This is a genomic window from Brevibacterium ravenspurgense, from assembly GCF_001584615.1.
Classification (GTDB): domain Bacteria; phylum Actinomycetota; class Actinomycetes; order Actinomycetales; family Brevibacteriaceae; genus Brevibacterium; species Brevibacterium ravenspurgense.
Genome location: NZ_LQQC01000010.1, coordinates 252,616 through 278,545, shown reverse-complemented (window position 1 = coordinate 278,545; position 25,930 = coordinate 252,616). Strand labels below are relative to the sequence as shown.

Genomic DNA, 25,930 nt, shown 5'->3' with positions numbered 1-25,930 from the left:
CTGCCCGCAGACATGAGAACAGCGCCGTCATTGACGGCGCTGTTTCCTTTTGTCCGTGTGGATCTGCTGGACAGCTGACTCACGAGGCGGAGCTTCCGCAGATCTGTCAGTTTCCGGAGGGTGTGCTCAGGCTTTGCGCGCTGCCGGTTCGATCACGTTCTGGAAGGCGTCTGCGAAGCGCTCCTCGAATTCTTCGGGAGTGCCTGAATTGTCGAGTACGACATCCGCAATGGCCTGACGCTGGTCATCAGAGGCCTGGCGGAGGATCCGCTGACGGGCGTCAGCTTCGTCCATACCGCGAAGTTCAACCAGGCGCTGCAGGCGCACTTCCGCGGGGACATCGACAACAACAACCAGGTCGTAGTCGTCCTCCAGGCCGTTTTCGGCCAGCAGCGGAACATCGTGGACGACAATCGGCGCGTCGGCATGTTCGGCAAACAGCTCCCGTGTCCGCTGTGCAATAGCCGGGTGCATGATGTCGTTGAGAGCCCGGGTGGATTGGGCGTCGGCAAAGGCAAGGCGTGCCAGTTCCGCGCGGTCAAGTTCACCGTCCTTGAGAACCGATTCGCCGAAGCGCTCCCGCAGAGCTTCCAAAGCCGGCTGACCGGGCTCGACGATTTCGCGAGCGACGACATCCGAATCGATGACGGGAATGCCGCGCGCGGTGAAAAGTGCCGCAGCAGTTGATTTGCCGGCTCCGATACCGCCGGTCAGACCGATTTTCAGCATCCTTGCTCCTTGCTCAGTTTGATCGTCCACACCCCTCCGGTGTGCTGGGGTGATACACCAGCAGCGGCTCCGACAGCGCGGGCGATGTCCGGGGCCGGCTGCGGCAGGTAGAAGCCGTCATCTGCGATGAGGATGTAGTCCACTCCCCCGCGGCACAGTTCCCGAACTCCGTCCCTCAGGTCTTCGGCGCGCGGCACCGGAGAGTCACGGTGTTCTTCTAGGAGAATATCGAGCGAATCGGCGGCAGCCGCGTAGGTGACGGGTGCGTCGTCGCGTCCGCCGATGAAATAGCCCCCGGTTTCCCGGTAGTGCATGCCGGACACCGCCTGCCAGAGCATCGCCTCGTCCGCCCGAGGGTAGGCCCAGGCCCGGGGTCTGGGAAGTGTTTTGACGAGTGCACCTGCGGGAATCGCATCCCGTACCTGATCGGTGTAGAACTCTGGGATGTGCAGATCGCGGGCTGGGACAGGAGCCGCAGAGGTCAGAACGAGGACTCCGCTCAGAGCAGTGCCGATAAGCGCGCGTGACGAAACTCGTCTGGCGCTGTTCAGCAAAAGCGCAGACAGGACAGAGCAGGCCAGGACCACGTGGACCATGAGCCGCATCGGGAGGATATTGCTGAGCACCGGGATCAGCTCTACCAGGCGGAACGGTCCGTAGGGCAGCAGCTGCTCACCGCCTAAGAAGATGGGCGAGCCCAGGGACAGCACCCACATGCCGAAGCCAGTACACGCTGCGGTGCGGGCAGCCGGACTGCGGTTCCACAGGAGTACTACGGCAGCGAGACACACAACGAGCCACAGGATGCTGAGGTAGCCGCCTAATTCAGACGGGTCAATCGGTTCGACGCGGGACAGTTCACGCCCGGTGCCTATCCGCGTGTACGGGCCCGGCGTCATGACGTCCAGCACGTCTGTGTTCCACACTCCGTGCGGACGAATAGAATCGCGCGGACCGTTTGCCTTCAGCCACATGGTGAACAGCAGAGGTGAGGCGATGACAAGGGCGATCCCGGCCGCGGCTGAGCCGCGCAGGAGAAGCGCAGAAATGAATGGCCGAACGTGTGGCCACGCTGTCAGACACGCACCCGCAGAGAATACGAGAACCGCGAGGAAGGTGCCTGCCAGCAGCTCTGTCGAAATATAGAACTGCCAGCCCAGAACAATGCCGAACGGGACAGTCCACCGGCGGTCGTGTGCGACAAGAACCATCATGAGCACGACTAAAGGTGGGAACACCGCCCATGCCAGGTTGAGGTGACCCGATGACTGCGCGATCGTGTAGGTCGAGAAACCGTAGAGAGCACCGCCGAAGAACGCCGGCACTAGACGGGTGAAACGGCGAATGAGCAGCGCTGCCGTCAGAGCAGACACTACCGGGGCGCACACGATCGCAAGGTTGTAGCTGACGACGGGCCCGAATACCCATGTCACCGGAACAAGCGGGAGGCCAATGCCGACCAGGGACGTGTTCCACGCTCCGTTGACTCCCACGGGAGCGTTCATCGCAGTGGTGTACAGCAATGAACCGCCGCCGGTGGTCCTGCCGAACCATCCCGCGACGACATCGGCCGTATGTGCAATCCACCAGATGAAAAGCGAGGAATCGTCGTTGTCGGCAAAGACCCTGCCATCGAAATCAGCCAAGAGCTCAGCGTAGACACAAGCGGACAGGCATAGGAGCGCCGCTGCGTAGATCAGCCAGGGAACAATCTTCTTCATGCCAAAAGAAGAGGCCGTGGCCACTCCGGAGGGAGCGGCCACGGCCTAACTTCAGAGAAGGTCAGCTGCCAGCGAGCTTTTCGCGCAGAGCGGCGAGAGCTTCGTCGGAAGCCAGGGTGCCTTCGTCTTCAGCGGATTCTTCCGTGCTGAACGAAGCGCCCGCACCGGCTGCGTCGTCGCCAGCCTGAGCGGCGGCTTCTGCGTCGGCGGCGATTGCGCGAGCAACCTGCTTCTTGTGCTCTTCCCAGCGTTCCTGGGCGGCTGCGTACTGCTGCTCCCATTCTTCGCGCTGTGCTTCGTAGCCTTCCATCCATTCCTGGGTTTCGGGGTCGAAGCCTTCGGGGTACTTGTAGTTGCCGTCTTCGTCGTACTCCTGGAGCATGCCGTAGAGGGCCGGGTCGAGGAATTCCTCGGCGTCCGGGTCTACACCTTCGTTGGCCTGCTTGAGCGACAGCGAGATGCGGCGGCGGTCCAGGTCGATGTCGATGACCTTGACGTAGATGGTTTCGTCGACCGACACGACCTGTTCGGGCAGGTCGATGTGGCGGACAGCGAGTTCGGAGATGTGCACGAGGCCCTCGATGCCGTCTTCGACGCGAACGAACGCACCGAACGGAACGAGCTTGGTGACCTTACCGGGCACGATCTGGCCGATGACGTGGGTGCGAGCGAAGTGCTGCCACGGGTCTTCCTGGGTTGCCTTGAGCGACAGGGAGACGCGTTCGCGGTCCATGTCGACGTCGAGAACCTCGACTGTGACTTCGTCGCCGACTGCGACGACCTCGGACGGGTGGTCGATGTGCTTCCAGGACAGTTCGGACACGTGGACGAGCCCGTCGACTCCGCCCAGGTCCACGAAGGCACCGAAGTTGACGATCGACGACACGACACCGGGGCGCACCTGGCCCTTCTGCAGGGTCTGCAGGAAGTCGTGGCGAACGGCCGACTGGGTTTCTTCCAGCCATGCGCGGCGCGACAGAACAACGTTGTTGCGGTTCTTGTCGAGCTCGATGATCTTGGCTTCGACTTCCTGGCCGATGTACGGCGTGAGGTCGCGCACGCGGCGCATTTCAACAAGCGAAGCGGGCAGGAAGCCGCGCAGTCCGATGTCTACGATGAGGCCGCCCTTGACAACCTCGATGACCGAACCGGTGACGACGCCGTCGTCTTCCTTGATCTTTTCGATGTCGCCCCAAGCGCGCTCGTACTGTGCGCGCTTCTTCGAGAGCATCAGGCGACCGTCTTTGTCTTCCTTCGTCAGCACGAGGGCTTCGATCGGATCCCCGACTTCGACAACCTCAGAGGGGTCGACGTCGTGCTTGATCGACAGTTCGCGCGAAAGGATGACACCTTCCGTCTTGTATCCGATGTCGACCAGGACTTCGTCGCGGTCGACCTTGACGACTGTGCCCTCAACGATGTCTCCGTCGTTGAAGTACTTGATGGTTTCGTCGACTGCCGCGAGGAAATCTTCCGCAGATCCGATGTCGTCGACAGCGATCTGCTTGGTGTTCGCCGCGTCCGGCGTGCTAGTGGTCATAAAGTTAGGGACTCCGATTTGGATTATCCGGTCCGGGCGGGCTGCTCGGTCCGGAGCTCGTGTTGATATGGACAGATATTCTGTGTACGCGGGCGCGTTATCAGCGCAAGCATTACACAGTGGATAATCGTAACATCCATTGAGGCGGTTTAGAATAGACAACCCGCTGTTCAATAGGAATGGAAGTGTATGAGCACGTCTGACGGCTACCCCAGCATCATCTCCGGCGGATACTTTCCGATCGACGAAGAGGCCTCTGTCAGGGCAAATCGCACCTATTGGGACAATTCGGCGGAAGACTATCTGGCCGAACACGGCTCATTCCTCGGCGCTAAAGAATTCATCTGGTGTCCAGAGGGGGTTAACGAAGACGACGTCAACCTGCTCGGCGATGTTGCGCGCCGGCAGGTGCTCGAAATCGGCTGTGGCGCGGGCCAGTGTTCGCGCTGGGTTGCCGAACAGGGCGGCATTGTCACCGGGTGCGATGTTTCGTCCGGCATGCTGGAACAGGCTGCGCGTCTGTCCAGGGAGAACCCGCTGAGCGAATCCGCCACTCCGCCCACCTTCCTGCTGGCCGATGCTCGCCAGCTGCCCTTCCCTTCGGGTTCCTTTGACATCGCCTTTTCGTCTTACGGCGCTCTGCCCTTCGTGAAGGACGCTGAAAAGGTTCTGGCCGAAACTGCCCGGGTTCTTCGGCCCGGGGGCCGCTGGGTGTTCTCCGTAACCCACCCGCTGCGGTGGATCTTCCCGGATGTTCCGGGTGAAGACGGCCTGTGCGTCGAATACTCCTACTTCGACCGCACTCCCTACGTCGAACTCGACGAACAGGGCAACCCGGTCTACGCCGAGCACCACCGAACGCTGGGCGACTGGATTTCACTCATCCACGGTGCCGGTTTCGTCCTGGAAAAGCTCACGGAACCTGAATGGCCCGAAGACAACGACACTTCGTGGGGCGGCTGGTCTCCCCTGCGCGGCAAGCTGATGCCGGGCACCGCGATCTTCTCAACGCGACTGGCTGACTAACCACAGATGAGTGTGGCCCCGCCGCCGGGCGGGGCCACACTCATCTGTACGGTCTGTCAGTGAGCCGCTGACTGCCAGTCCGGGCCGCGTCCCACATTGACGTCCAGGGGAACACTGAGCTCAGCCGCGCTGCTCATCGTGTCGACCACAATCTTCTCGACGCTGTCGAACTCACCCGCAGCGCACTCGACGATCACTTCATCGTGCACCTGCAGAAGAATGCGGGACTTGAGCTCCGCCTCGGCCAATGCGTCGGCAATCCTGCACATGGCGATCTTCATGATGTCTGCCGCGGTGCCCTGAATAGGGCTGTTGAGAGCTGCGCGTTCGGCCATTTCACGCTGCGGACGGCTATCCGACTGCAGGGCCGGCAGATAGCGGCGACGACCGTACATCGTCTGCGTGTAGCCCATCTTCCGTGCTTCTTCGACGGAACCGTCGAGGTATTCCTTCACCGCGCCGAAGCGCGAGAAGTACTCGGCCATGAGCTCCGAGGCTTCGTTCGGGCTGATGCCCAGCTGATTCGACAGACCGTAGGCAGACAAACCGTAGACCAGGCCGTAGGACATGGCCTTGACCTTTTCGCGCTGCGGGCGGCTGACCTCCTCCACTGGAATCTGGAACACCTGGCCGGCGACGAAGGAGTGCAGGTCCTCACCGTCGCGAAACGCATCAATGAGCGCTTCGTCCCCGGAAAGGTGGGCCATGATCCGCATTTCGATCTGCGAATAGTCAGCGCTCATCAAGTCCGTGAATCCGGCGTCCGCGTCTGCGGTGAAAACACCGCGGATGCGCCTTCCCGAGTCCGTGCGGACCGGGATGTTCTGCAGGTTTGGGTCTTTTGAGCTGAGCCTGCCTGTAGCCGTCATCGTCTGCAGATAGGTGGTGTGAATCCGCCCGTCGTCGGAGATTTCCTTCTTCAGACCGACAACCGTCTGCTTGAGCTTGGTGCGCTCTCGGTGAGCCAGCAGGTGCTCCAAGAAAGGGTGCTGCGTTTTGCGGAACAGATCGTTGAGCGCATCCGCATTCGTGGTGTAGCCCGTTTTCGTCTTCTTGGTCTTCGGCATGTCGAGTTCATCGAACAGCACGGTCTGCAGCTGTTTTGGCGAACCGAGGTTGACGGTGTGGCCGATAGCCGCGTACGCGTCTTCTGCGCTCTGGTCGGCTTCACGCCCGAACTCGTCAATGAGCTTCTGCAGCTGCGAGGAATCGATATTGATGCCGACGAGCTCCATCTGAGCAAGAACAGCCTGTGTGGGCATTTCAATGTCATCAAGGACCGCCAGCTGGCTGTATTCGTCCAGCTGTTCTCGCAGCAGCGGTGCCAGTCGCGAGGCGAGGTAGGCTCTCCTGCCCGCAGCCTCGTCATCCGTGTTCTCAAGCAGGGTGCCGGCGTTCTCGTCAGGCTGCGCGGCTGCGATTCCGGCACGGCTCTGAGCGAGCTCTTCGAGATCGTAGCCGCGCGCATCCGGCATCAGCAGATAGGCGGCAAGCTCCGTGTCAGTCCACACGCGCACCCGCAGGCCGTTGTCGGCAAGCGCTTTGATCTGCGGCTTAGCGTCGTGCATGGTGATCTGCGGATGCTCTGCAAGCAGGCTGGCGACCTGTTTTTCGGCTTCCGGGCCAAGTGCGGTCATGTCGATAAGCCACGCGCTGTCACCGGCGGCAAAGCCGAGCACGTCCGGTGTTTCGAGGTCGACGTCGACACCCAAAACTTCACCCTCGGCGGCAGCGACAACAGCCGCCACATCGTCAGTCTTCTGCGGTGCGGGCACTTCGCTTCCCGCCGGCGCCTGAATCTCAGCACCACCGAGGAATGGGCCGATCTCAGCTGAGAGCTGGCGGAACTCGAGAACATCGAACAGTTCGCCGATCGCCTCGGCGCTGCCGCGTCCCAGCGCTGCATCGCCCAGTTCCAGCGGAATGTCGAGATCGTCGATAAGACGGTTAAGACGGTAATTCCGCTCGACATCGGCAAGGTGGTCGCGCAGGCTCTGCCCGACTTTGCCTCCGATGTCCTCCGCGTTGTCGATGATAGCCGGCAGATCACCGTACTTCGTCAGCCATTTTGCGGCGGTCTTTTCGCCGACTCCCGGAACCCCGGGCAGGTTGTCGGCCTTTTCGCCCACGAGAGCAGCAAGGCCTCGGTAGTTGGCAGGGCTGACGCCGTATTTGTCTTCCACCGCCTGCGGCGTCATGTGCTGCAGGTCGGTGAAGCCCCTCTTGGGATACATGATCGTGATGTTGTCGTCGGCCAGCTGGAAGGAGTCTTTGTCACCCGAGGCGATGAGGGTGTCATAGCCCTCCCCCGCACCCCGGCGAGCAAGCGAGGCCAACAGATCATCCGCCTCGTACCCCTCCCGGGTGATGACCGGAACGCCGAAGGCGGCAAGCATGTCCTTGATGAGGTCGACCTGGCCGTGGAAGTCCTCCGGCGTCTTGGCGCGTCCGGCCTTGTACTCCGGGTACTCCTCGAGCCGGAAGGTCTGCCGGCCCAAATCGAAAGCCACGGCCACATGCGTGGGCTCAAGCGTGTTGACCGCCGTCAACAGCATCCGGGCGAAACCGAAAACAGCGTTCGTGGTCTGCCCGTCAGCCGTCGAGAAGTTCTCCGGCGGCAGAGCGTAGTACGCCCGGTAGGCAAGGGAATGGCCGTCAATCAGAAGAAGTCGCTTCGTGCTCACACCTCAACACTACCGGCAAAGCTGCGGCAAGGCGGGGCGGATTCAATCGACTACAGTGACCCCACAAGGAGGAACATGAAGCAGATCACACCACTGGCGAAGGGATTGAGCGAAGAAGAATACGCGGCAATCCTCGCCGACTACCAGAAGTTTGACGACGACACCCTCATGGCCGCTATGAACATGTCGGTGGACACCCTGGGCTACGAATTCCTGACGGGCAGCGTGCCGGTTGAGGGCAATAAGCAGCCCGCGGGCCTTTTCCACGGCGGCGCACACGTGGCGCTTGCAGAATCCCTGGCTTCGCTGCACTCTTTCATGCGCGCCGGGACGAACGTCGTCGGCGTTGACCTCAACGCCACCCACCTGAAAGCCGCTCGCAGCGGACGGGTTTGGGGACGCGCTGAAGTCATCCACGCTGGACGCACCATCATCAACCACGAGGTTCGCATGACGGACGACAACGGCAAGCTCCTGTCGATTGTGCGGATCACCAACCTGGTGCTCCAGCCGCAGCGATGATGACGCTGTCTGTACCGACCTGCGAACCGAACCACCAGCCACCCGCGCACAGCAAAGGCGGCCCCGCCCGCTAACGGGTCAGGACCGCCTTCAGCGAAAGCTCAGTCTTTCGAATCGAGCTGGTTGAGAACAGTTTCGGCGACTTCGCGCATTGTCAGACGACGGTCCATTGACGTCTTCTGAATCCAGCGGAACGCTTCGGGTTCGGTCAGCCCCATGTTGGAGATGAGCAGACCCTTGGCTCGTTCGACCAGCTTCCGGGTTTCGAAGCGGTCGGTCATATCCGCAATCTCAGATTCCAGTGCCTGGATCTCCTGGTAGCGCGACTGGGCGATTTCCAAGGCGGGAACCAGGTCGGCAGCCGTGAACGGCTTGACCACATAGGCCATGGCACCGGCATCGCGGGCGCGCTCAACGAGTTCCTTCTGCGAGAACGCAGTGAGCAGCACGACGGGGGCAATGCTGGCCCGAGCGATCTTCTCGGCTGCGGAAATGCCGTCGAGCTTCGGCATTTTGATGTCCATGACCACAAGGTCGGGACGGAGCTCTTCGGCAAGGCGGACGGCTGATTCGCCGTCGCCCGCTTCGCCTACGACGTCGTAGCCGACTTCCCGGAGCATTTCCACAATGTCGAGTCGGATAACGGATTCGTCTTCGGCGACGATGACTCGGCGTACGGGCTGAAGTTCTTGATCTGGGTTAGACACGCCTCCATCGTAGTCGCCCCAGCGCGCAAACGGTATGGCAGGCCGGGTCTGGGCGTGAAAGACCACGCCGGTGACACCTGTTTTGTGCATCTGAGCGCGTGCACTACGATTGCCCTGATGCCGGATTGGCGGAATTGGTAGACGCGGAGCACTCAAAATGCTCTATCGCAAGATGTGCGGGTTCGAGTCCCGCATCCGGTACGAAACAATCTCGGGACATCGTAGAAACGATGTCCCGAGATTTTCTGTTTGGGGCAGCCTGCGCGGCACCGCTGGTGAAGCACACGAGGCGGCCGGCAGGTTCTGCCGGTTACCTCACGAGGCGCCGGTCACCGGTCAGAAGTTCGGTTCGGTGATCTTTCCGTAGCCTGCTTCCGGGTGGCTGAAGATCTGGTTGTCATCCCGGTATGCCGGCGCCAGGCCCTTGATGGCGTCACCGAGTTTGTGCACGCGCAGGGCGTTGGTCGACCCGGGCAGTCCCGGGGGCGATCCGGCCACGATGACGCAGTATTCACCTTCATCGGCCATTCCCTCGCCCAGCAGGATTTCATCGGTCTGCCGGGCCATCTGGTCGGTGTGGCTGACTTCGTTCACGAGGATCGTTTCAACACCCCAGGTGAGTGCAAGCTGGTGACGCACCTTGACGTCAGGCGTGAATGCAAGAAGTCGACGAGGCGCACGCAGCCGCGACATGCGGCGCACCGAGTCACCCGTCTGCGTGAACACGCACATGTGGTCGATGTCGAGGTCGTGGGCGACCTGCACGGCAGCCGCGGTGATTGCACCGCCGCGGGTCTTCGGCTCGCTGCCCAGTTCGGGAACAAGGTGCAGGCCCTGTTGTTCGGAGGATTCGATGATGCGGGCCATTGTGCGCACCGCATCGAGCCAGTGCTGACCGACCGAGGTTTCACCGGAGAGCATGAGCGCATCCGCGCCGTCGAACACTGCGTTGGCGCAGTCGGAAGCTTCAGCGCGGGTGGGCCGTGGCTCTTCGATCATCGATTCGAGCATCTGGGTGGCCACAATGACAGGCTTGGCTTCGCGCCGGCACTTGGCGATCGCGCGCTTCTGCACGAGGGGAACCTGTTCCAGCGGAACTTCGACGCCAAGGTCGCCGCGGGCAACCATGAGCCCGTCGAAGGCATCGACGATTTCGTCGAGCTTTTCGACAGCCTGCGGTTTCTCCAGTTTCGCGATGACGGGGATGTGGATGCCCTCGTCGTCCATGATCGAGCGAATAAGCTCAGCATCTGCAGCATCGCGCACGAAGGACAGCGCCACCCAGTCCACACCCATGCGCAGCCCGAAGCGGAGGTCGGCGATGTCCTTTTCGGTCATCGCCGGCACTGAGACTGCTACGCCGGGTAGGTTGACGCCCTTGTGGTCGGACAGGTAGCCCGGAACTTCGACCTCAACCAGAATGTCGGTTTCGTCGACTTCTACTGCCCGCAGGCGCACGCGACCGTCATCGACCAGCAGCGGGTCGCCGACGCTGACATCGCCGGGCAGACCCGGGTAGGTGGTTGAGATGCGCTCGACCGTTCCTTCGACGTCGTCGGTTGTGATCGTGAATTGCTGACCGCGTTCGAAGTAGTGCTTCTTGCCGTCAGCGAACGTGCCCAGCCGAATCTTGGGCCCCTGCAGGTCCATGAGGACCGCAACGGGACGGCCGGTGTCGTTGGCCGCTTCGCGCGCCCATCCGTACAGGCGCTTGTGATCAGCGTGGGTGCCGTGGGAGAAGTTGAAGCGAAGAACATCGACTCCGGCATCGATGATGGCACGGATGTCTTCGTAGGATTTCTGAGCAGGTCCGAGGGTTGCAACGATCTTGGCTAGCCGCATAGTTCCACCCTAGTCGAATGTTGTCCCCGGTGAGAGACCCGCCGCGGATCAATCAGCCGTCGTGCTTGCCGTCTTCGTGTTTGCTCACCTGCGGAACGATCGAGATCGTCGATGTCACCGCACCGAAATATCCGAATGACCGTCCTGACACCGGAAGTTCCGAAGTTTCGGGATCAGCGATCACGGGCAGCGCCTGTGTGACAGGACCGAAGCCGATCTCCTCTCCCCTGTCCGACTGCCGGGGCAGAGCGGAGGTTTCTGCCGAGGTGCCGCTTGCCTGAGTGCGTTCGTCACCCCGTGATCCGCTCAGTGTGATGTCCGGGTTGAACTTGGGGTACCGGATACGCGATACCACGAGCAGGACAGCACCGAGGATGAACACCAGGATCGACGTCCACACGTTGAGCCGCAGACCAAGAATGTGCTCCGCCGTGTCGATGCGCAGCGCTTCGATCCACACCCGTCCCAGTGTGTAATAGCAGATGTATGAGAAGAACACCTGGCCGTGATCCAGCCGGAACCGTTTGCCCAGCCAGATGAGCAGCAGTGCCCCAAGGATGTTCCAGATTGATTCATACAGGAACGTTGGATGGAACAGCGTGCCTTCGGGAATCGAGGGGTCGGGCCAGTTGGGGTTGAGGCGGCCGTTGATCACCTGGTCGATGTGCAGACCCCACGGAAGTGTGGTCGGCGCGCCGAACAGCTCCTGATTGAACCAGTTGCCCCAGCGGCCGATCCCCTGCGCCAGCAGCAGACCGGGAGCGGCAGCGTCGAGAAAAGCGCCGAAGCGAATGTCGAGCTTGCGCGCCACGAAGTACGCCACCAGAACACCCAGGGCGACAGCACCCCAAATGCCGAGTCCGCCGTTCCAGATGTAGAAAGCCGCAACCGGGTTTCCTCCCTCCCCAAAGTACGGGGCGGGTGTAGAGAACACGTGGTAGAGCCGACCGCCGATGATGCCAGCGGGGATCGTCCACATGGCGATCGTCCACAGATCATCGGAATCTCCGCCTCGTGCTGTCCACCTGCGATTCGTCAGCCACAGGGCCACAAAGATGCCTGTGATGATGCACAGCGCGTAGGCGTGGATGGTCAGCGGGCCGAGCGAAAAGCCCTGCCAGGTCGGTGAGGGAATCGCCGCCTGGTACGTCACGAGCGAACCGTTCCTTCGCGCAGCTCTTCCGCGAGTCGGCCGACCGCGGCGGGACCGTCCTCGTCAAGAGCCCGCACCAGAGCGGAGCCGACAATGACACCATCGGCGTAGGCGGCGACTTCGCGCGCCTGTTCGCGGTTCGAGACTCCGAGCCCCACGCACACGTGCTCAGCACCAGCGTCGCGCACACGACCTACGAGGTCTTCCGCGTGCGAGTCCACCTGGTCGCGGGTGCCTGTGACACCCATTGTCGAGGCGGCATAGACGAAGCCGCGAGAACGCGAGCTGATGAGAGCGAGGCGCTCGGGCGTTGATGACGGTGCGGCCAGGAAGATCCTGTCGAGGTCGTGAGCGTCCGAGGCTGCATCCCACGCGGCGCAGTCGTCCGGCAGCAGGTCCGGCGTGATGATGCCGTGACCACCGGCGGACGCGAGGTCGCGGGCGTAGGCTTCGACGCCGTACTGGAGGATGAGGTTCCAGTAGCTCATGACAACGGGAACAGCTCCCGCGTTCGCTGCGGCTTCAACAGCGCGCAGCGAATCGGCAACGCGCACGCCGGCCTGCAGAGCAGCATCGGCCGCCCGCTGGATGACGGGACCGTCCATGCCGGGGTCGGTGTACGGGATGCCGACTTCGATGATGTCAGCGCCGCCGCGGGCCAGTTCTGCCATCGCGTCGAGGGAGCCGGGAACATCGGGGAAGCCGACGGGCAGGTAGCCCACGAGGGCGGCACGCCCGTCGTTCTTGGTCTGTGTGAGGACTTCAGCCGTGCTCATACCTGGACCGCTCCTTCGTCGATGTAGTCAAACCACCGGGCGGCGGTCGTCATGTCCTTGTCGCCGCGCCCGGACAGGCTCACGAGGATAACAGCGTCTTCTCCGAGCTCCCTGCCGACCTTCATGGCACCGGCAAGAGCGTGCGAGCTTTCGATAGCCGGGATGATTCCCTCGGTGCGGGCCAACAGGCGGAAGGCCTCCATGGCCTCGTCGTCGACGATCGGACGGTACTCAGCCCGTCCGGAGTCATTGAGGTAGGAGTGTTCGGGGCCGACCGACGGGTAGTCCAGGCCTGCGGACACCGAGTGCGACGGCAGGGTCTGGCCGTCTTCGTCCTGCAGGATGTAGGTGGCCGAACCGTGGAGAACACCGGGGCGCCCGCCGGAGAATCGTGCAGCGTGACGGCCGGTGTCAACGCCGTCGCCGCCGGCTTCGAAACCGTACAGGCGGACGTTCTCATCGCCGATGAACGCCGCGAAGATTCCCATGGCGTTCGAACCGCCGCCCACACAGGCGCACACGGCGTCAGGCAGACGGCCGGCCTTCTGCTGGATCTGTTCGCGCGCTTCGTCCGACATGACGCGCTGGAAGCTGCGCACCATAGCCGGGAACGGGTGGGGTCCGGCGACCGTGCCGATCATGTAGTGCGTTGTCTCAACGTTCGCCACCCAGTCGCGCATGGCTTCGTTCATGGCGTCTTTCAGGGTGCGAGTGCCGGTGCGCACAGGAACGACTTCGGCGCCCAGCAGGCGCATGCGGGCCACGTTGAGCGACTGCCGCTGAGTGTCTTCTTCACCCATGTACACGGTGCACTCAAGGCCGAAAAGAGCTGCGGCGGTCGCTGCTGCAACGCCGTGCTGGCCGGCACCGGTTTCGGCAATGACACGGGTCTTGCCCATGCGCACCGTGAGAAGAGCCTGCCCGAGCACGTTGTTGATCTTGTGCGAGCCCGTGTGGTTGAGGTCTTCGCGCTTGAGGAAGACGCGTGCGCCTCCGCAGTGTTCAGCAAAGCGCGGCGCTTCCGTCAGCAGACTGGGACGGCCCGTATATTCAAGCTGCAGACGGGTGAGCTCTTCGGCGAACTCGGGATCGACCATTGCTTTGCGCCACGCTTCCTCGATCTGGTCGAGGGCGGGCACGAGGGCTTCCGGGAAGAACCGGCCGCCGAACTCGCCGAAGTACGGGCCGGCTTCTGCTGCTGGGATTTCAGGCATGTCACTTCCGTTCTGTGTGGGCGGCTCGGGATGTTAGAGCACGAGGCGCCTGTACGCGGGCGGCTTGCTGTGGGTGTGCGCTGCGATTGGGTCGCTAGGGCCGCTGTGCGCGGCCTGCGCGGGTGAACTCGGCAACCGCGGTCTGCGGGTCGCCGTGCTTCACGAGTGCTTCGCCGACGAGCACGAGGTCTGCGCCGGCCGCCGCGTAGAGTTCGACTTCGGCGCTTGTTGCGACACCGCTTTCAGCGACCAGGTGGGTGTGCCCCGTCGCTTCAGCGGCCAGGGGCGCAAAGCGCGCGGGATCAACCGACAGGTCCTTGAGGTTGCGGGTGTTCACACCGAGGATCTTCGCCCCGAGCTTCGCCGCACGCGTGATCTCTTCGCTGGTGTGAGCTTCGACGAGGACTGCCATGCCGAGTTCGTGGGCAAGCTCGTAGAGGCTGCGCATCTGCTCGTCGTCGAGAGCCGCGACGATCAGCAGGATGATGTCCGCCCCGTAGGCGCGGGCTTCGTACACCTGGTATTCGTCGACCGTGAAGTCCTTGCGCAGCAGCGGGACGTCCACGCGGGCTCGGACGGCCGCGAAGTCTTCCAGGCTGCCGCCGAAGCGTCGCTCCTCCGTGAGCACCGAAATTGCTGCCGCACCTCCGGCCTCGTAGGCGGCGGCGAGTTCAGCCGGGTCTGCGATATCGGCCAGCGCTCCCTTGGAAGGTGACGAACGCTTGACTTCGCAGATCAGCCCGAACTGTTCGGGTGTGAAGGAGCGCGCAGGGGCTGCTGCCACTGCGCGCTCTTTCATCTGCTCGAGGTCGACACGAGCGCGGCGCTGTTCGAGGTCTTCGCGGACCCCGTCAATGATCTCGCCGAGAACTGTCAACGCTGCAGGGTGTTGCGGTGAATCTTCGGGCCCAGGCCTGCCTTGACCAGGATGGGGCCGACGATTGCGCCGAGCACGACGATTCCGCAGCCGACGAAGAACAGCGTCCAGCCGCTGTTGTTGACGATCAGGGTGCCGATGCTGGCAACAGCAACGCCGACGAACACGAGGATGACGCCGATCCACGCACCGACAGAGTGCATGTGGCCGGGGTCCTGGATTGCCTCGTAGTCGATGCTCGACTTGTCGAGGTCAGAGGGTCCGTTGCGGTACTTGGTCTTAGACATTGTGCTCCTTCATTCTGCTGTCAGGATTCTCTCACGAAAGACTGAGTTGCTGGCAATCGGCTCGCCATGAGAGGCGAATCATCTGATGTCGTCGGGGTCTTCGCCGCGCGAAAGCGCGTCCCAGGCGGCAGCCGGGTCGTCGTCGGGATCTGCTTCGCCCTCCACGATGTCAGCGCGTTCGAACTTCTGGCTGGTGCGCCACTGAGTACGTCCGAATCCGGCAAGACCAGCGGCAACGGCTGCCACAAGGCCGGCTGCAGCTGCGATCCACGCCCAGGGTGTGGCGTCTTGGCCCAGGGCGATGCCGAGGCCGGTGCCGAAGTAGCCGAACCCCAGCAGGACCATGAGTACGCCGGTGATTCTTCGGCCTGCGGTTCCGAGCATCGCCAGCAGCAGAGCCGTCACGGCAAACGCAGCCGCCTGTGCCGTGAGAACAGGCGAGCCTCCGCCGCCCGATGCTCCGGGGGCGGCGTCAGCAACACCTGCCGGGCCGGTGTTGACCGCACCCGTCATCGTCACGAGTTCACGTGTCGAGACGAACCACAGGATTCCCGCTGCCGCTAGGAGGAGCAGAACGGACCGTCCGCGGGTCATTTGCGCTCACCCGGCTCTTCGAGGTCATCTGCCGACACCGCTGCTCGCAGCGTCTGCGCGGCAGCAGCAGAATTGAGCACCGACGCCGCCTTGGTGCGGGTTTCCTGGTATTCGGATTCGGGCACGGAGTCTGCAACAACACCGGCACCGGCATAGACGGCCACAACACCGTCTTTGAGCACACCCGTGCGAATGGCAATCGCCATGTCGAGATCACCGGCAAACGACAGGTAGCCGACAACACCGCCGTACAGTCCGCGGCCAATTGGTTCGAGTTCGTCGATCAGCTGCAGGGCCCGCGGCTTCGGTGCGCCCGAAAGCGTACCCGCCGGGAACGCAGCGCGGATGACGTCCATGCCGTCGACGTCGTCGCGCAGAGTGCCCGTGACAGTAGATTCAATGTGCATGATGTGGCTGTAGCGGGCGACCTCCATGAACTCAGCGACGTCCACGGTGCCCGGTTGGCACACTTTCGCCAGGTCGTTGCGCGCCAGGTCAACCAACATGATGTGCTCGGAGCGCTCTTTCGCATCGCCGATGAGTTCTTCCGCAAGCCGGCGGTCTTCAACCTCAGTATTGCCGCGTGGCCGCGAACCGGCAATCGGGTGAGTGAGGACCTCGCGGTCTTTCACCGTCACGAGTGCTTCAGGAGAGGAGCCGATGATGCTGAAGGGCTCGCCTTCGGAGTTTTCCACCTCGAGCAGGTACATGTACGAGCTCGGGTTCGTGCGCCGCAGGACACGGTAGATGTCGAGAGCCGAAGCCGAGGTGTCGCTTTCGAACCGCTGTCCCGGAACCACCTGAAACACGTCACCGCGGCGAATGTGCTCTTTCGCGGTTTCAACGGTCGCGAGGAAGTCTTCGTGCTCCGTGTGGGACCGCACCGTCGGTGCCGGCCAATCGAGCGTCGAAATGACGGGTTTACGCCGCTCATTGAGGTCGCGCAGCATGGCGTCGATCCGCTTGCGGCCGTTCTCATAGGCCTGTTCGATGCGCTCTGGTGATCCATCGGCGTTGAGCACGTTTGCGACCAGGGTGAGTTCAGCCGTGTAGTGGTCGAACACTACGACATCGCCGGGGATCGACAGGTGGATCTCCGGGATGTTCGACACAGCGTCGGGGCCAGCGCCGAGCTTCTCAAAGCGGCGAACCGCATCCCAGCCGATGTAGCCCACGAGCGACGACGTCATCGGGGGAAGATCCACCGGCGGAGGGCTCTTGAGCAGGCTGAGAACCTGCGAAACGCCCTCCAACGGATCGCCGCCGGTCGGCGCACCCGCGGGCACTGTTCCCTGCCACGTGAGTTCTCCACCGCGCTGTGCGCTCAGCGTTGAGAGCGGGTTGCGACCCACAAAGGAGTATCGCTGCCAGGAACCCTGCGAAGCCGACTCCAACAGAAACGCTCCCGGACGACCGTGAGCAATGGCGCGGTAGATCGACATCGGAGTTTCCCCGTCGCCGAGAACCGTGGCCGTGACTGGAACAACCCGGTGGTGTTTGCCGAGTTCGCGGAACTCACTGAGCGGAGTGATCATCCATCCTCCTGTCGGAAAAGCACGACGGCGTGTTCGTGTGGCAAGCCGGACCGGTCTGGCGCACCTCGTACAGGACGGTGTCACCGTCACAGTCGTGGCTGACCCGCATGACCTGCTGCGCGTGCCCGGAAGTTTCGCCCTTCACCCAGTACTCACCACGTGAACGCGACCAGTACGTGGCCTTGCGCGTGTCGAGCGTGCGGCGCACCGCCTCGGCGTCAACCCAGGCGAGCATGAGCACCTCGCGAGTGTCGTACTCCTGGACGACAGCCGGCAGCAGACCGTCAGCACCGTAGCGCAAGTCCTCGGGGCGAAGAATCTCAGTCATCGAACTTCGATGCCCTCAGAGCGCAGAGCGTCTTTCACATCGGCGATCGTGAACGTCCCATAGTGGAAGACGGAGGCGGCCAGCACAGCATCGGCGCCAGCGCGCACAGCCGGTGCGAAGTGCTCAAGTTTGCCGGCGCCGCCGGATGCGATGAGCGGAACCGCGATGTGCGGGCGAACGTCGCGGATCAGCTCGAGGTCGAATCCCTCCTTGGTGCCGTCAGCGTCCATGGAGTTCAGGAGGACCTCGCCGACGCCCCGTTCCTGAGCTTCACGCACCCATTCGAGAGCGTCCAGGCCGGTGCCCCTCTTGCCGCCGTGCGTGGTCACCTCATAGCCGGAGGCGGTATCTCCGCGACGCACATCGGCGGAGAGCACGAGGACCTGCGAACCGAAGCGGTCGACGATTTCGCCGATGACTTCCGGGCGGGCGATGGCGGCGGTGTTGATCGACGCTTTGTCGGCACCTGCGCGCAGCAGCCGGTCGACGTCGTCAGCGGTGCGGACTCCCCCGCCGACTGTCAGGGGGATGAAAACCTGCTCTGCGGTCTTCTTCACCACGTCGTACAGGGTTTCGCGGTTCCCACTGGAGGCGCCGATGTCGAGGAACGTCAGTTCGTCAGCCCCGCCGGCGCCGTAGCGCTCGGCGAGTTCAACGGGGTCGCCGACGTCTTTCAGCCCCTTGAAGTTCACGCCTTTGACTACGCGCCCGCCGTCAACGTCGAGACATGGGATGATTCGCACGGCAGGCATCAGATACCCAGCTTTCGGTAGCGGTCAATCCGCTGGTAGCGGCGGCGCGACGGGTGGACGCGCATGAGGTCGATGATTTCGTATTCCAGGGTCTGCGCCACACGTTCGGAGAATTCGCGCGGTTCTTGGGCCGCGTTCGGCTTTTCCGCAATGACCCGATCCACGATTCCATGTTCGACGAGCTTTTCGCAGTGCACCTGCTGGGCCTGCGCCATTTCGGCGGCGCGGTCTCTCGTCCGATGCACGATTGCCGATGCGCCCTCTGGCGGCAGCGGCGACAGCCAGCCGTTTTCGGCACTGAGCACACGGTCGGCGGGAATGAGCGCGAGAGCTCCGCCTCCTGAGCCCTCACCGAGGATGACCGACACCGTCGGTGCCTTCAGCGCAATGAGGTCAGACAGGGAGCGGGCGATTTCACCGGCAAGTCCGCCCTCTTCGGCGTCCTTGGAAAGGGCCGCACCCGGGGTGTCGATGACGGTGACCAACGGGATGTGCAGTTCGTCGGCCAAGCGCATCCCGCGGCGGGCTTCGCGCAGGGCAGCAGGACCCATCGGTTCGTACTTGCGCTGTCCGCGGCGGTCTTGGCCGAGCACAATGCACGGCGCAGAGCCGAACGTGGCCAGGGCAAGGATCATGCCGCGGTCTTTTTCACCCTGTCCCGTGCCGTTGAGCGGCAGCACATTGCGGGCCCCGTAGCGCAGCAGTTCGCGCACTCCGGGCCGCTTTTCATCGCGCGAGGCGGTGATGATGTCCCACGCGTTCGTGCCGCTTGGCATGGGGTTCGGCGAGGTGTCGGGATTGTCGACGGGCGCCGGCACCTCGAGTGCGCCCATGAGGACGTCGAGCGCCTTCGCTGCGGTCTCCCCCAGACGTTCGGGGCCCATAACGGCGTCGACGAGGCCGCGACGGTGGAGGTTGTCTCCGGTCTGCACATTGGTTGGGAAGGGCTCGCCGTAGAGCTCTTCGTACACGCGTGGACCGAGGAAGCCCACGAGCGCGCCCGGTTCGGCAACGGAGAAGTGGCCGAGCGAGCCCCACGAGGCGAACACTCCGCCGGTGGTGGGGTGGCGCAGGTAGACGAGGATCGGCAGACCGGCCTTGCGGTGGTCGTTGACGGCTGCCGTGATCTTGACCATCGACAGGAAGGCGACCGTGCCCTCCTGCATGCGGGTGCCGCCTGATGCTGGGCCGGCCAGCAGCGGCAGCCCTTCCGCGGTTGCGCGTTCAATGGCGGACGTCAGACGCTCTGCCGCGGCAATGCCGATCGAGCCTGCGAGGAAGCGGAACTCGCTGGCCACAATGGCAACACGACGTCCCCGCACTCGGCCTTCGCCCGTAAGAATCGCTTCGTCGGCACCAGACTTTTCGCGGGCTGCCGCAAGTTCTGCAGCGTATTCCTCCGAGATTCCTGCCGCCGGTGTGATCGGTTCAGTGTCCCAAGACTCAAACGTGCCCTCATCAACGACGAGGTCGATGAGTTCGCGGGCGGAGTACCGCTTGGTCATGCTTCACCGTCCAACCAGGCGCGGATGGCCTCAGAGTCTGCGTTGAGAACAGGGGGTGCCTTGTGTTCGGAGAATGTCGTTTCTACTTCGCCTTCTTCACCGCCGTCGAAGAAGCGCAGAACCGGGCCGGCGAGGTCCATGTCGCCGACAACGGGGTGGTCCACCGTGATCTTGAGGCCCTGCGAGAGTGCCTGATCCCATTCGTAGACTTCGTCGAGCGTGCGGACAACACCGGCCGGAATGCCGGCTTCGCTGAGCTTGGCCAGCACTTCTTCGGAATCGAGGTCGGCAAAAGCACCTTCGACAGCAGCAGTGACTGCTTCGCGGTTCTTCACGCGCGCGTCGTTGTCGGCCATGCCATCAGCTTCGGGGTCGAGTCCGAAGGCATTACAGAACTTCTGCCACAGCGACTGGTTGCCCACCGACATCTGGACCGCACCGCCTTCGCCGCCCTTGCAGCGGAAAAGACCGTAGGGCGACAGCGCCGGGTGGTGGTTGCCATTGGGCTTAGGCGTCACACCGCCGACGAGTTGCGAGGTGGCCTGGAAGGCGTGCACGCCGACAATGCCGGCGATGAGCGAGGTGCGAACGATCTTGCCCTTGCCGGTGCGTTCGCGTTCAAGGAGAGCCGCAAGAACACCGAGGGTTCCGTTGATACCGCCCAGGAGGTCGGCAATCGGCACGCCGACCCGCTGGAAGTCGTCCGGGCCCGAACCCGTGACCGACATGAGCCCCGCCTCGCCCTGGGCGATCTGGTCGTAGCCGGCACGACCGCCCTCTGGACCGTCGTGGCCGAAGCCGGTGATCGACAGGATCACCAAGCGCGGGTTGAGCTCCAGGCAGCGCTGCGTGGAAAAGCCCAGGCGGTCCATAACGCCGGTGCGGAAGTTCTCGATGACCACGTCTGCGCGCTTGATGAGCTCTTCGAGAACGTGCTTGCCGTCCTCGCTCTTGAGATCCAGCGCGATGGATTCCTTGTTGCGGTTGCACGCCAGGAAGTACGTGGCCTGCTTCTGGTCTTCCGGCCCCACGTACTGCGGGCCCCAGCTGCGCGTGTCGTCACCGCTGGTGGGATTTTCTACTTTGATGACCCGCGCACCGAGGTCGCCGAAGATCTGGCCTGCGTGAGGGCCGGCGAGAGCGCGGGAGAGGTCGACGACGGTGTAGCCGTTGAGTGGTCCTTGCGACATGTCAGTCCTTCCTGGTGTGGCAGCCGCCGGCGTCGGTGCTGGCGGCCGGTGTCAGATGCGGCAGGCGTCGATGCGGCTGACGAGGATTGCCCGCGCGCCGACGCTGTAGAGCTTGTCCATGAGTGTGTGCTGGTCGGCTGAGGGCACCATGGCCCGGACGGCAAACCAGCCGCGATCGTGCAGGGTTGACACGGTCGGGCTTTCAAAGCCCGGGGTGATGGCGATCGCCGCTTCGAGGTTCTCTTCGGCAACGTCGTAGTCGATGAGCACGTAGTCGCGGGCGACGATGACGCTTTCCAGGCGGCGCAGCAGGATGTCAGTCCTGAGCTCGATCTGCTTGGGGTCTTCGGCTTCGCGCGGCGGACCGTCACGGCCGATGAGAACGCCCTCCGAGCGCAGAATCGGCTCGCCGATTGTCTCCAGTCCCGCGGCGCGCAGGGTGGTGCCGGTTTCGACGACGTCCGCGATAGCGTCGGCAACGCCCAGCTGGATGGACACTTCAACAGCCCCGTCCAGCGGCACGATTGATGCGCTCATCCCACGCTGCTTAAGATCCTGCTGGACGAGTTCCGGGTAGGAGGTCGCAATGCTCTTGCCGCTGAGCTCACTCGGGTCGGCAAAAGCGCCGGCGGGACCGGCGTAGTGGAATCGTGAAGCTCCGAAGCCCAGGGACATGATCTCTTTGGCTTCCGCACCGGATTCGAGCAGAAGGTCGCGACCGGTGATCCCGATGTCGAGGATTCCCCGCCCGATGTACACCGCGATGTCGCGCGGGCGCAGGTAGAAGAACTCGATTTCGTTGACGTTGTCGGTGTGGGCCAGCGTCTTCGCGTTGGGCCGCAGCGAGTAGCCGGCGGCGCGGAGCATCTCCGTGGCTTTTTCTGACAGTGATCCCTTGTTGGGAACGGCGACTCTGAGCACAGGGGCCTTTCTTACAGGTACCGGTAGATGTCTTCGGGGGTCAGTCCGCGTGCGAGCATCATGACCTGCAGGTGGTAGATCGCCTGGGAGATCTCTTCGGCCAGTTCGCTGTCCGACTGGTATTCGGCAGCCATCCAGACCTCAGCGGCCTCTTCGACAATCTTCTTTCCGATCTGATGCACTCCGGCGTCAAGTTCGGCGACGGTCGACGACCCTTCCGGGCGGGTCTCCGCTTTGGTCTTCAATTCGGCAAAAAGCTCGTCAAAGGTCTTCACGGTGCCAGATTAGTACACGGCTCAAGCGCGATGTATCGCGGCTCACGTTGTGGGAATCTCAACTGATCACGCACGAGGTGCCGGCTGCTCAGGCTGTTTCCTCACCGTGGATCGTGGCGGCGGCTGAGGACGGTGAGGAAATCGTCTGGCGCGATCTCTTGGCCCAGTCGCGCATGCCCATGAGAACCATGATGAGGAAGATGAAGTAGACGATTCCGGAGAACAGCAGGCCGCCCATGACTGCCAGCGGGATGCCCACAAGGTCAACCGCCAGCCACACGAACCAGAATTCGACGATCGCCTTGCCCTGGGCGTACATCGCAACGAGTGAGCCGATGAAGATATACGCGTCCGGGTAGGGGTTCCACGACCAGTCCCCCAGTTTCAGAACAGTGCCGAATACGGCGGTGCCCACAATGAGAGCAGCCAGCAGAACGGCGCGCTCTTTCCAGGTGGCCCAGCGAACCTCGATCGAGCCGGTTTCGCTCTTCGATTTCTGCCACGTGCTCCACCCCCACACGGCGGCGGCGATGATGACCACCTGTCGGCTGGCGTTGCCGCCCAGGTGGGCGGACAGGGACGCGCTCAGCAGCAGGATGGAGCCCAGAATCTGCACGGGCCACGACCACACACTGCGTTTGAGTGCGAGTCCCACCGTCAGCAGGGCGAAGATGTTGCCGATGAGGTCTGACCACGGGACCGGTTTGCCCGCCAGCCAGAAAGCCGGGGTGTTGAGGATTCCGAAAAGGTCGGTCAGCAAGCGTGTTCTCCTGCGAGTTCACGCAGCCGCGTAATCTGCGCGGCAGGATTGTCAGCTCCGTAGACAGCGGAGCCTGCCACAAAGACGTCGGCGCCGGCCTCTGCTGCGCGACCGATCGTGTCCTCGGAGATCCCCCCGTCCACCTGGACGGTCAGCTCGAGATTGGCAGCCGAGATCGCTTCGCGGATCCGGCGGACCTTCGGCAGGCACACGTCGAGGAACTTCTGTCCGCCGAAGCCAGGTTCGACGGTCATGATGAGCACCTGGTCGAATTCGCCAAGCAGGTCAATGAGCGGTTCGACGGGGGTCGCCGGTTTGACCGCGACGGAGGCCTTTGCACCCAGGCGGCGCAGTTCACGCGCTGTGCGCACCGGAGCGGCCGAGGCCTCCAGGTGGAAGGTCACTGACTCGCAGCCCATTTCGGCATAGACCGGTGCGTGCCGGTCGGCTTCAGAGATCATGAGGTGCATGTCCAGCGGGATGGGCGAGACAGCCTTGATTCGCTCAACAACGGGCGGGCCGAACGTGAGGTTGGGCACGAAGTGGTTGTCCATGATGTCGACGTGCGCCATGTCGGCGTCGGCGATTTTTGCCAGTTCGCGGTCGAACTGCGCAAAGTCACAGGACAGGATGCTGGGGTTGATGGAAATCGACACGAGTGTCCTCTCAGGCTGGGCAGCGGATGAGGCAGATGAACATGCCGTCGGTTTCGTGAACGTGGGACCACAGCTGAGCAGCGGCACCGTCACCCACGGCGGACGAGGCGAAGCTTTCGGCTGGCTGTCCCGTCACCCGGGCCAGGTGGTCGGGTGTGTTGAGAATCTGCACCGCGGGGGTGTCTGCTGCGAAGGCGCGGACCACGTCGAGGGTTTCGTGTTTGTGCGGTGAGCACGTGGAGTAGGCGATGACGCCGCCGGGCGCACACGCCTGCCATGCGGCACGAAGTAGGCCGTCCTGCAGCGGGCGCAGTGTGCGCACGTCTTCGGAGCTGCGCCGCCAGCGCGCTTCCGGCCTGCGCCGCAGCGCACCCAAACCTGAGCAGGGAACGTCCACGAGCACCCGGGTGAATTCACCGGGATACGCTTCGGCGAATTCGCGTCCGTCACCTTTGAACACTTCGACGGTGTCGGCAAAAGCGCGCGTGCTGTCGACCACGAGGTCAGCTCGGTGACCTGACGCATCGAGGGCTGTCACGGGCACACCCCGCTCGGCTGCCGTGGCGGCCAGAATTGCGGTTTTGCCGCCGGGGCCGGCGCACATGTCGAGCCATTCGCCCTCGGGAGCTTCTGCCTCCAGCAGGGTGAGTGCTGTCAGCTGGGAGCCTTCGTCCTGCACCCGCGCACGTCCCGTTCGCACCGCCTCGAGATTCCCCGGGTCACCGCGGTCGAGAATCACACCCAGGGGTGACAGCTCGGTGGGAGTTCCGGGAAGTTCGCTGCGGTCCAGTCCCGGCAGTGCCGTGAGCACGACGGGAGCAGGATCGTTGTGGGACTGCAGCAGCAAATCGATTTCCGCCGAACTGCGCCCGTGAGCTTCGAGGGCCTCCCGCAGGGCGCTGACGATCCAGGCCGGGTGCGAGTACCGCAGGGACTTCGCCTGGTCTTCGGGCAGACCGGCTGTCATGAGTGCCAGCCAGTCGTCATAGCTGCGTTCACCGATCCGGCGCAGGACGGCGTTGACGATCCCGGATGCGCGCGGCAGCGACTGCTTGATGACGGCTACTGTTTCGCCGACTGCCGCGTGGTCGGGAATGCGCATGGCCAGCAGCTGGTGCGCTCCCATCCGCATGGCATTAAGCACCGGGATTTCCAGGGTGTCGACTTTGCGGGACGCCGCTTCGGCGATGATCGCGTCGTAGAGACCGCGGGCGCGCAGCGTTCCGTAGGTCAGTTCGGTTGCCAGTGCCGCATCATCAGCGCGCAGGCGCGTGCGCGCGATCTTGCGCGGCAGCAGAAGGTTGGCATAGGCGTCGTCTTCATCAACCGCGACGAGCACCTCCCACGCGAGGATGCGGGCGAGATTGGCTTTCTGCGGGTTGTTCCGGCCCCGACTGCGACGAGCGTCAGGCCGGCTCATGCGCCCTCACCCAGGTCAAAGCTGACGCCGGGGTTGCCGCGCAGGAAGTCCGCGGCGGCCATGCGCTGCTTGCCGAACGGCTGGATTGTCTCGATGAATACCGGATGGCTTCCCGTGCCGATCAGCATTCCGCCATCGGCACTGGCGGTGTGGCCCGGTTCAAGCGAACCCTCGGCTGGTGCGAGCGGGCCAAGCTTAGTGCGCTTGCCGTCGATTGTGCTCCACGGTCCAGGGGCCGGCGAGGTGCCGCGCGAGCGGGCGATGAGCTGTTCGGCTGGCTGCTGGAAGTCCAGGTGCGCATCAGCGGCGGTGATCTTGGGTGCGAGTGTCCCCTCGGTCGGCTGCCGAGTGAACTGTGCCGTGCCGTTTTCTACCGCGCTGAGAGCATCCGCGAGAACAGCCGCGCCCTTGTCGGCATAGTCGGCAAGAGCCGCGCCTGCGTCGACGTGGTCAAGCGGCAGTTCGAGTGCGCTGACGATGTCGCCGGTGTCCATCCCCTCATCAAGTCGGAACACGGTCACACCAGACGTGGTGTGCCCGTCGATGAGGGCGCGCTGGACAGGAGCGGCACCTCGATAATCGGGAAGAAGCGAGAAGTGGAGGTTGTACCAGCCCAGGCGGGCGGCCGCGAGTGACCGCGGTCCGGCCAGCGCCCCGTAGGCCACGACCGCAACGGCATCGACCTTAAGCTCTTCGATCTGTGTCACGACATCACCGACCAGACGGCTGGCCTCAATGACGGGAAGACCGAGTTCCTGCGCTGCCATCTTCACCGGACTGGGCGTCAGAACGCGCTTACGTCCGACCGGCGCATCGGGTCGGGTGAGCACAGCTGCCACGCTGTGCTGCGAGGCGACGGCGCGCAAGGAGGGAACGGCGGGTTCCGGAGTGCCGGCAAACAGGATTCTCACGCAGT

At 63.4% G+C, this 25,930-nt stretch carries 25 protein-coding genes and 1 tRNA gene; 3 read left to right on the top strand and 23 right to left on the bottom strand.

Annotated features, from left to right (window positions below; all coding sequences use genetic code 11):
• Nucleotides 1-126: 126 nt before the first annotated feature.
• The 3 genes from coaE to rpsA all read right to left on the bottom strand — a co-directional run bounded on the left by coaE (nt 127) and on the right by rpsA (nt 3,990).
• Nucleotides 127-729: a dephospho-CoA kinase gene (coaE, locus tag Bravens_RS05775; protein WP_062021237.1), complete on the bottom strand. Its 603-nt coding sequence runs from the start codon at nt 727-729 to the stop codon at nt 127-129.
• Nucleotides 723-2,450 carry a hypothetical protein gene (locus tag Bravens_RS05770; RefSeq protein ID WP_157452711.1) on the bottom strand — a complete coding sequence of 576 codons (1,728 nt, stop codon included), beginning with the start codon at nt 2,448-2,450 and terminating at the stop codon, nt 723-725. The genes coaE and Bravens_RS05770 overlap by 7 nt, the downstream gene beginning before the upstream one ends.
• 61 nt (nt 2,451-2,511) lie before the next feature.
• A complete protein-coding gene (gene rpsA, locus Bravens_RS05765) occupies nt 2,512-3,990 on the bottom strand; it encodes a 30S ribosomal protein S1 (RefSeq protein WP_019175083.1) in 1,479 nt (492 codons plus the stop codon).
• A 189-nt stretch (nt 3,991-4,179) separates the two neighbouring features.
• Between rpsA and Bravens_RS05760 the strand changes: the two genes are divergently transcribed.
• Nucleotides 4,180-5,016: a class I SAM-dependent methyltransferase gene (locus Bravens_RS05760; protein ID WP_061942970.1), complete on the top strand. Its 837-nt coding sequence runs from the start codon at nt 4,180-4,182 to the stop codon at nt 5,014-5,016.
• 56 nt (nt 5,017-5,072) lie between these two features.
• Here Bravens_RS05760 and polA read toward each other — a convergent pair whose 3' ends face one another.
• Nucleotides 5,073-7,700, bottom strand: coding sequence for a DNA polymerase I (gene polA, locus Bravens_RS05755; RefSeq protein ID WP_062021231.1), 2,628 nt, complete (start codon nt 7,698-7,700; stop codon nt 5,073-5,075).
• Nucleotides 7,701-7,775: 75 nt separating this feature from the next.
• On the opposite strand from polA, the gene Bravens_RS05750 reads away from it, so the two are divergent.
• The gene (locus tag Bravens_RS05750) at nt 7,776-8,222 is read left to right on the top strand and encodes a PaaI family thioesterase (RefSeq protein WP_062021228.1); all 447 of its coding nucleotides are present in this window, start codon (nt 7,776-7,778) and stop codon (nt 8,220-8,222) included.
• A 101-nt stretch (nt 8,223-8,323) separates the two neighbouring features.
• Here the strand turns inward: Bravens_RS05750 and Bravens_RS05745 are convergent, their stop codons facing one another.
• Nucleotides 8,324-9,019, bottom strand: a complete 696-nt coding sequence (locus tag Bravens_RS05745) for an ANTAR domain-containing response regulator (RefSeq protein ID WP_239232483.1) — start codon at nt 9,017-9,019, stop codon at nt 8,324-8,326.
• Nucleotides 9,020-9,048: 29 nt separating this feature from the next.
• Here Bravens_RS05745 and Bravens_RS05740 point away from each other — a divergent pair.
• Nucleotides 9,049-9,130 (top strand) — tRNA-Leu (locus tag Bravens_RS05740).
• Between the two features lie 135 nt (nt 9,131-9,265).
• Here Bravens_RS05740 and pyk read toward each other — a convergent pair.
• The 18 genes from pyk to Bravens_RS05650 form a co-directional block, all read right to left on the bottom strand.
• A complete protein-coding gene (pyk, locus tag Bravens_RS05735) occupies nt 9,266-10,771 on the bottom strand; it encodes a pyruvate kinase (RefSeq protein ID WP_062021226.1) in 1,506 nt (501 codons plus the stop codon).
• 52 nt (nt 10,772-10,823) lie between these two features.
• Nucleotides 10,824-11,924 (bottom strand): prolipoprotein diacylglyceryl transferase, encoded by a 1,101-nt coding sequence (gene lgt / locus Bravens_RS05730; protein ID WP_062021223.1) that lies wholly within the window; start codon nt 11,922-11,924, stop codon nt 10,824-10,826.
• The gene (gene trpA, locus Bravens_RS05725) at nt 11,921-12,700 is read right to left on the bottom strand and encodes a tryptophan synthase subunit alpha (RefSeq protein ID WP_062021220.1); all 780 of its coding nucleotides are present in this window, start codon (nt 12,698-12,700) and stop codon (nt 11,921-11,923) included. Before trpA ends, lgt begins: the two co-directional genes overlap by 4 nt.
• Nucleotides 12,697-13,914 (bottom strand): tryptophan synthase subunit beta, encoded by a 1,218-nt coding sequence (trpB, locus tag Bravens_RS05720; RefSeq protein ID WP_062021193.1) that lies wholly within the window; start codon nt 13,912-13,914, stop codon nt 12,697-12,699. Before trpB ends, trpA begins: the two co-directional genes overlap by 4 nt.
• A 94-nt stretch (nt 13,915-14,008) precedes the next feature.
• Nucleotides 14,009-14,791, bottom strand: a complete 783-nt coding sequence (trpC, locus tag Bravens_RS05715; protein ID WP_062021189.1) for an indole-3-glycerol phosphate synthase TrpC — start codon at nt 14,789-14,791, stop codon at nt 14,009-14,011.
• Nucleotides 14,788-15,078, bottom strand: a complete 291-nt coding sequence (locus Bravens_RS05710; RefSeq protein WP_061942996.1) for an HGxxPAAW family protein — start codon at nt 15,076-15,078, stop codon at nt 14,788-14,790. The genes trpC and Bravens_RS05710 overlap by 4 nt, the downstream gene beginning before the upstream one ends.
• 78 nt (nt 15,079-15,156) lie before the next feature.
• Nucleotides 15,157-15,672 (bottom strand): Trp biosynthesis-associated membrane protein, encoded by a 516-nt coding sequence (locus Bravens_RS05705; protein ID WP_061942998.1) that lies wholly within the window; start codon nt 15,670-15,672, stop codon nt 15,157-15,159.
• Nucleotides 15,669-17,207, bottom strand: a complete 1,539-nt coding sequence (locus tag Bravens_RS05700) for an anthranilate synthase component I (RefSeq protein ID WP_062021186.1) — start codon at nt 17,205-17,207, stop codon at nt 15,669-15,671. Before Bravens_RS05700 ends, Bravens_RS05705 begins: the two co-directional genes overlap by 4 nt.
• Nucleotides 17,188-17,535 (bottom strand): phosphoribosyl-AMP cyclohydrolase, encoded by a 348-nt coding sequence (hisI, locus tag Bravens_RS05695; protein ID WP_061943002.1) that lies wholly within the window; start codon nt 17,533-17,535, stop codon nt 17,188-17,190. The genes Bravens_RS05700 and hisI overlap by 20 nt, the downstream gene beginning before the upstream one ends.
• On the bottom strand, nt 17,532-18,287 hold the full coding sequence (hisF, locus tag Bravens_RS05690; protein WP_062021183.1) for an imidazole glycerol phosphate synthase subunit HisF: 756 nt from the start codon (nt 18,285-18,287) through the stop codon (nt 17,532-17,534). The genes hisI and hisF overlap by 4 nt, the downstream gene beginning before the upstream one ends.
• Nucleotides 18,287-19,792, bottom strand: coding sequence for a carboxyl transferase domain-containing protein (locus Bravens_RS05685; RefSeq protein ID WP_062021180.1), 1,506 nt, complete (start codon nt 19,790-19,792; stop codon nt 18,287-18,289). Before Bravens_RS05685 ends, hisF begins: the two co-directional genes overlap by 1 nt.
• Nucleotides 19,789-20,982, bottom strand: coding sequence for a CaiB/BaiF CoA transferase family protein (locus Bravens_RS05680; RefSeq protein ID WP_062021177.1), 1,194 nt, complete (start codon nt 20,980-20,982; stop codon nt 19,789-19,791). Before Bravens_RS05680 ends, Bravens_RS05685 begins: the two co-directional genes overlap by 4 nt.
• Nucleotides 20,983-21,033: 51 nt before the next feature.
• Nucleotides 21,034-21,903, bottom strand: coding sequence for an ATP phosphoribosyltransferase (hisG, locus tag Bravens_RS05675; protein ID WP_062021174.1), 870 nt, complete (start codon nt 21,901-21,903; stop codon nt 21,034-21,036).
• Between the two features lie 11 nt (nt 21,904-21,914).
• The gene (locus tag Bravens_RS05670; RefSeq protein ID WP_019175105.1) at nt 21,915-22,178 is read right to left on the bottom strand and encodes a phosphoribosyl-ATP diphosphatase; all 264 of its coding nucleotides are present in this window, start codon (nt 22,176-22,178) and stop codon (nt 21,915-21,917) included.
• 88 nt (nt 22,179-22,266) lie between these two features.
• Nucleotides 22,267-22,938 (bottom strand): nicotinamide riboside transporter PnuC, encoded by a 672-nt coding sequence (pnuC, locus tag Bravens_RS05665; protein ID WP_062021172.1) that lies wholly within the window; start codon nt 22,936-22,938, stop codon nt 22,267-22,269.
• A complete protein-coding gene (gene rpe, locus Bravens_RS05660; RefSeq protein WP_062021169.1) occupies nt 22,932-23,594 on the bottom strand; it encodes a ribulose-phosphate 3-epimerase in 663 nt (220 codons plus the stop codon). The genes pnuC and rpe overlap by 7 nt, the downstream gene beginning before the upstream one ends.
• A 10-nt stretch (nt 23,595-23,604) precedes the next feature.
• A complete protein-coding gene (locus Bravens_RS05655) occupies nt 23,605-25,014 on the bottom strand; it encodes an RsmB/NOP family class I SAM-dependent RNA methyltransferase (protein WP_062021165.1) in 1,410 nt (469 codons plus the stop codon).
• The gene (locus tag Bravens_RS05650) at nt 25,011-25,925 is read right to left on the bottom strand and encodes a methionyl-tRNA formyltransferase (protein WP_062021162.1); all 915 of its coding nucleotides are present in this window, start codon (nt 25,923-25,925) and stop codon (nt 25,011-25,013) included. The genes Bravens_RS05655 and Bravens_RS05650 overlap by 4 nt, the downstream gene beginning before the upstream one ends.
• Nucleotides 25,926-25,930 lie beyond the last annotated feature (5 nt).

What these genes read in the sequence shown, in the direction of transcription:
- Bravens_RS05770 (WP_157452711.1), bottom strand. Translation starts at nt 2,450, where the DNA reads ATGAAGAAGATTGTTCCCTGGCTGATCTACGCAGCGGCGCTCCTATGC.
- coaE (WP_062021237.1), bottom strand. Translation starts at nt 729, where the DNA reads ATGCTGAAAATCGGTCTGACCGGCGGTATCGGAGCCGGCAAATCAACT.
- Bravens_RS05685 (WP_062021180.1), bottom strand. Translation starts at nt 19,792, where the DNA reads ATGACCAAGCGGTACTCCGCCCGCGAACTCATCGACCTCGTCGTTGAT.
- pyk (WP_062021226.1), bottom strand. Translation starts at nt 10,771, where the DNA reads ATGCGGCTAGCCAAGATCGTTGCAACCCTCGGACCTGCTCAGAAATCC.
- trpA (WP_062021220.1), bottom strand. Translation starts at nt 12,700, where the DNA reads ATGAGCACGGCTGAAGTCCTCACACAGACCAAGAACGACGGGCGTGCC.
- Bravens_RS05760 (WP_061942970.1), top strand. Translation starts at nt 4,180, where the DNA reads ATGAGCACGTCTGACGGCTACCCCAGCATCATCTCCGGCGGATACTTT.
- Bravens_RS05710 (WP_061942996.1), bottom strand. Translation starts at nt 15,078, where the DNA reads ATGTCTAAGACCAAGTACCGCAACGGACCCTCTGACCTCGACAAGTCG.
- Bravens_RS05705 (WP_061942998.1), bottom strand. Translation starts at nt 15,672, where the DNA reads ATGACCCGCGGACGGTCCGTTCTGCTCCTCCTAGCGGCAGCGGGAATC.
- trpB (WP_062021193.1), bottom strand. Translation starts at nt 13,914, where the DNA reads ATGCCTGAAATCCCAGCAGCAGAAGCCGGCCCGTACTTCGGCGAGTTC.
- hisI (WP_061943002.1), bottom strand. Translation starts at nt 17,535, where the DNA reads ATGACTGAGATTCTTCGCCCCGAGGACTTGCGCTACGGTGCTGACGGT.
- Bravens_RS05680 (WP_062021177.1), bottom strand. Translation starts at nt 20,982, where the DNA reads ATGTCGCAAGGACCACTCAACGGCTACACCGTCGTCGACCTCTCCCGC.
- Bravens_RS05700 (WP_062021186.1), bottom strand. Translation starts at nt 17,207, where the DNA reads ATGATCACTCCGCTCAGTGAGTTCCGCGAACTCGGCAAACACCACCGG.
- rpsA (WP_019175083.1), bottom strand. Translation starts at nt 3,990, where the DNA reads ATGACCACTAGCACGCCGGACGCGGCGAACACCAAGCAGATCGCTGTC.
- Bravens_RS05655 (WP_062021165.1), bottom strand. Translation starts at nt 25,014, where the DNA reads ATGAGCCGGCCTGACGCTCGTCGCAGTCGGGGCCGGAACAACCCGCAG.
- Bravens_RS05745 (WP_239232483.1), bottom strand. Translation starts at nt 9,019, where the DNA reads ATGCACAAAACAGGTGTCACCGGCGTGGTCTTTCACGCCCAGACCCGG.
- hisF (WP_062021183.1), bottom strand. Translation starts at nt 18,287, where the DNA reads ATGCCTGCCGTGCGAATCATCCCATGTCTCGACGTTGACGGCGGGCGC.
- Bravens_RS05750 (WP_062021228.1), top strand. Translation starts at nt 7,776, where the DNA reads ATGAAGCAGATCACACCACTGGCGAAGGGATTGAGCGAAGAAGAATAC.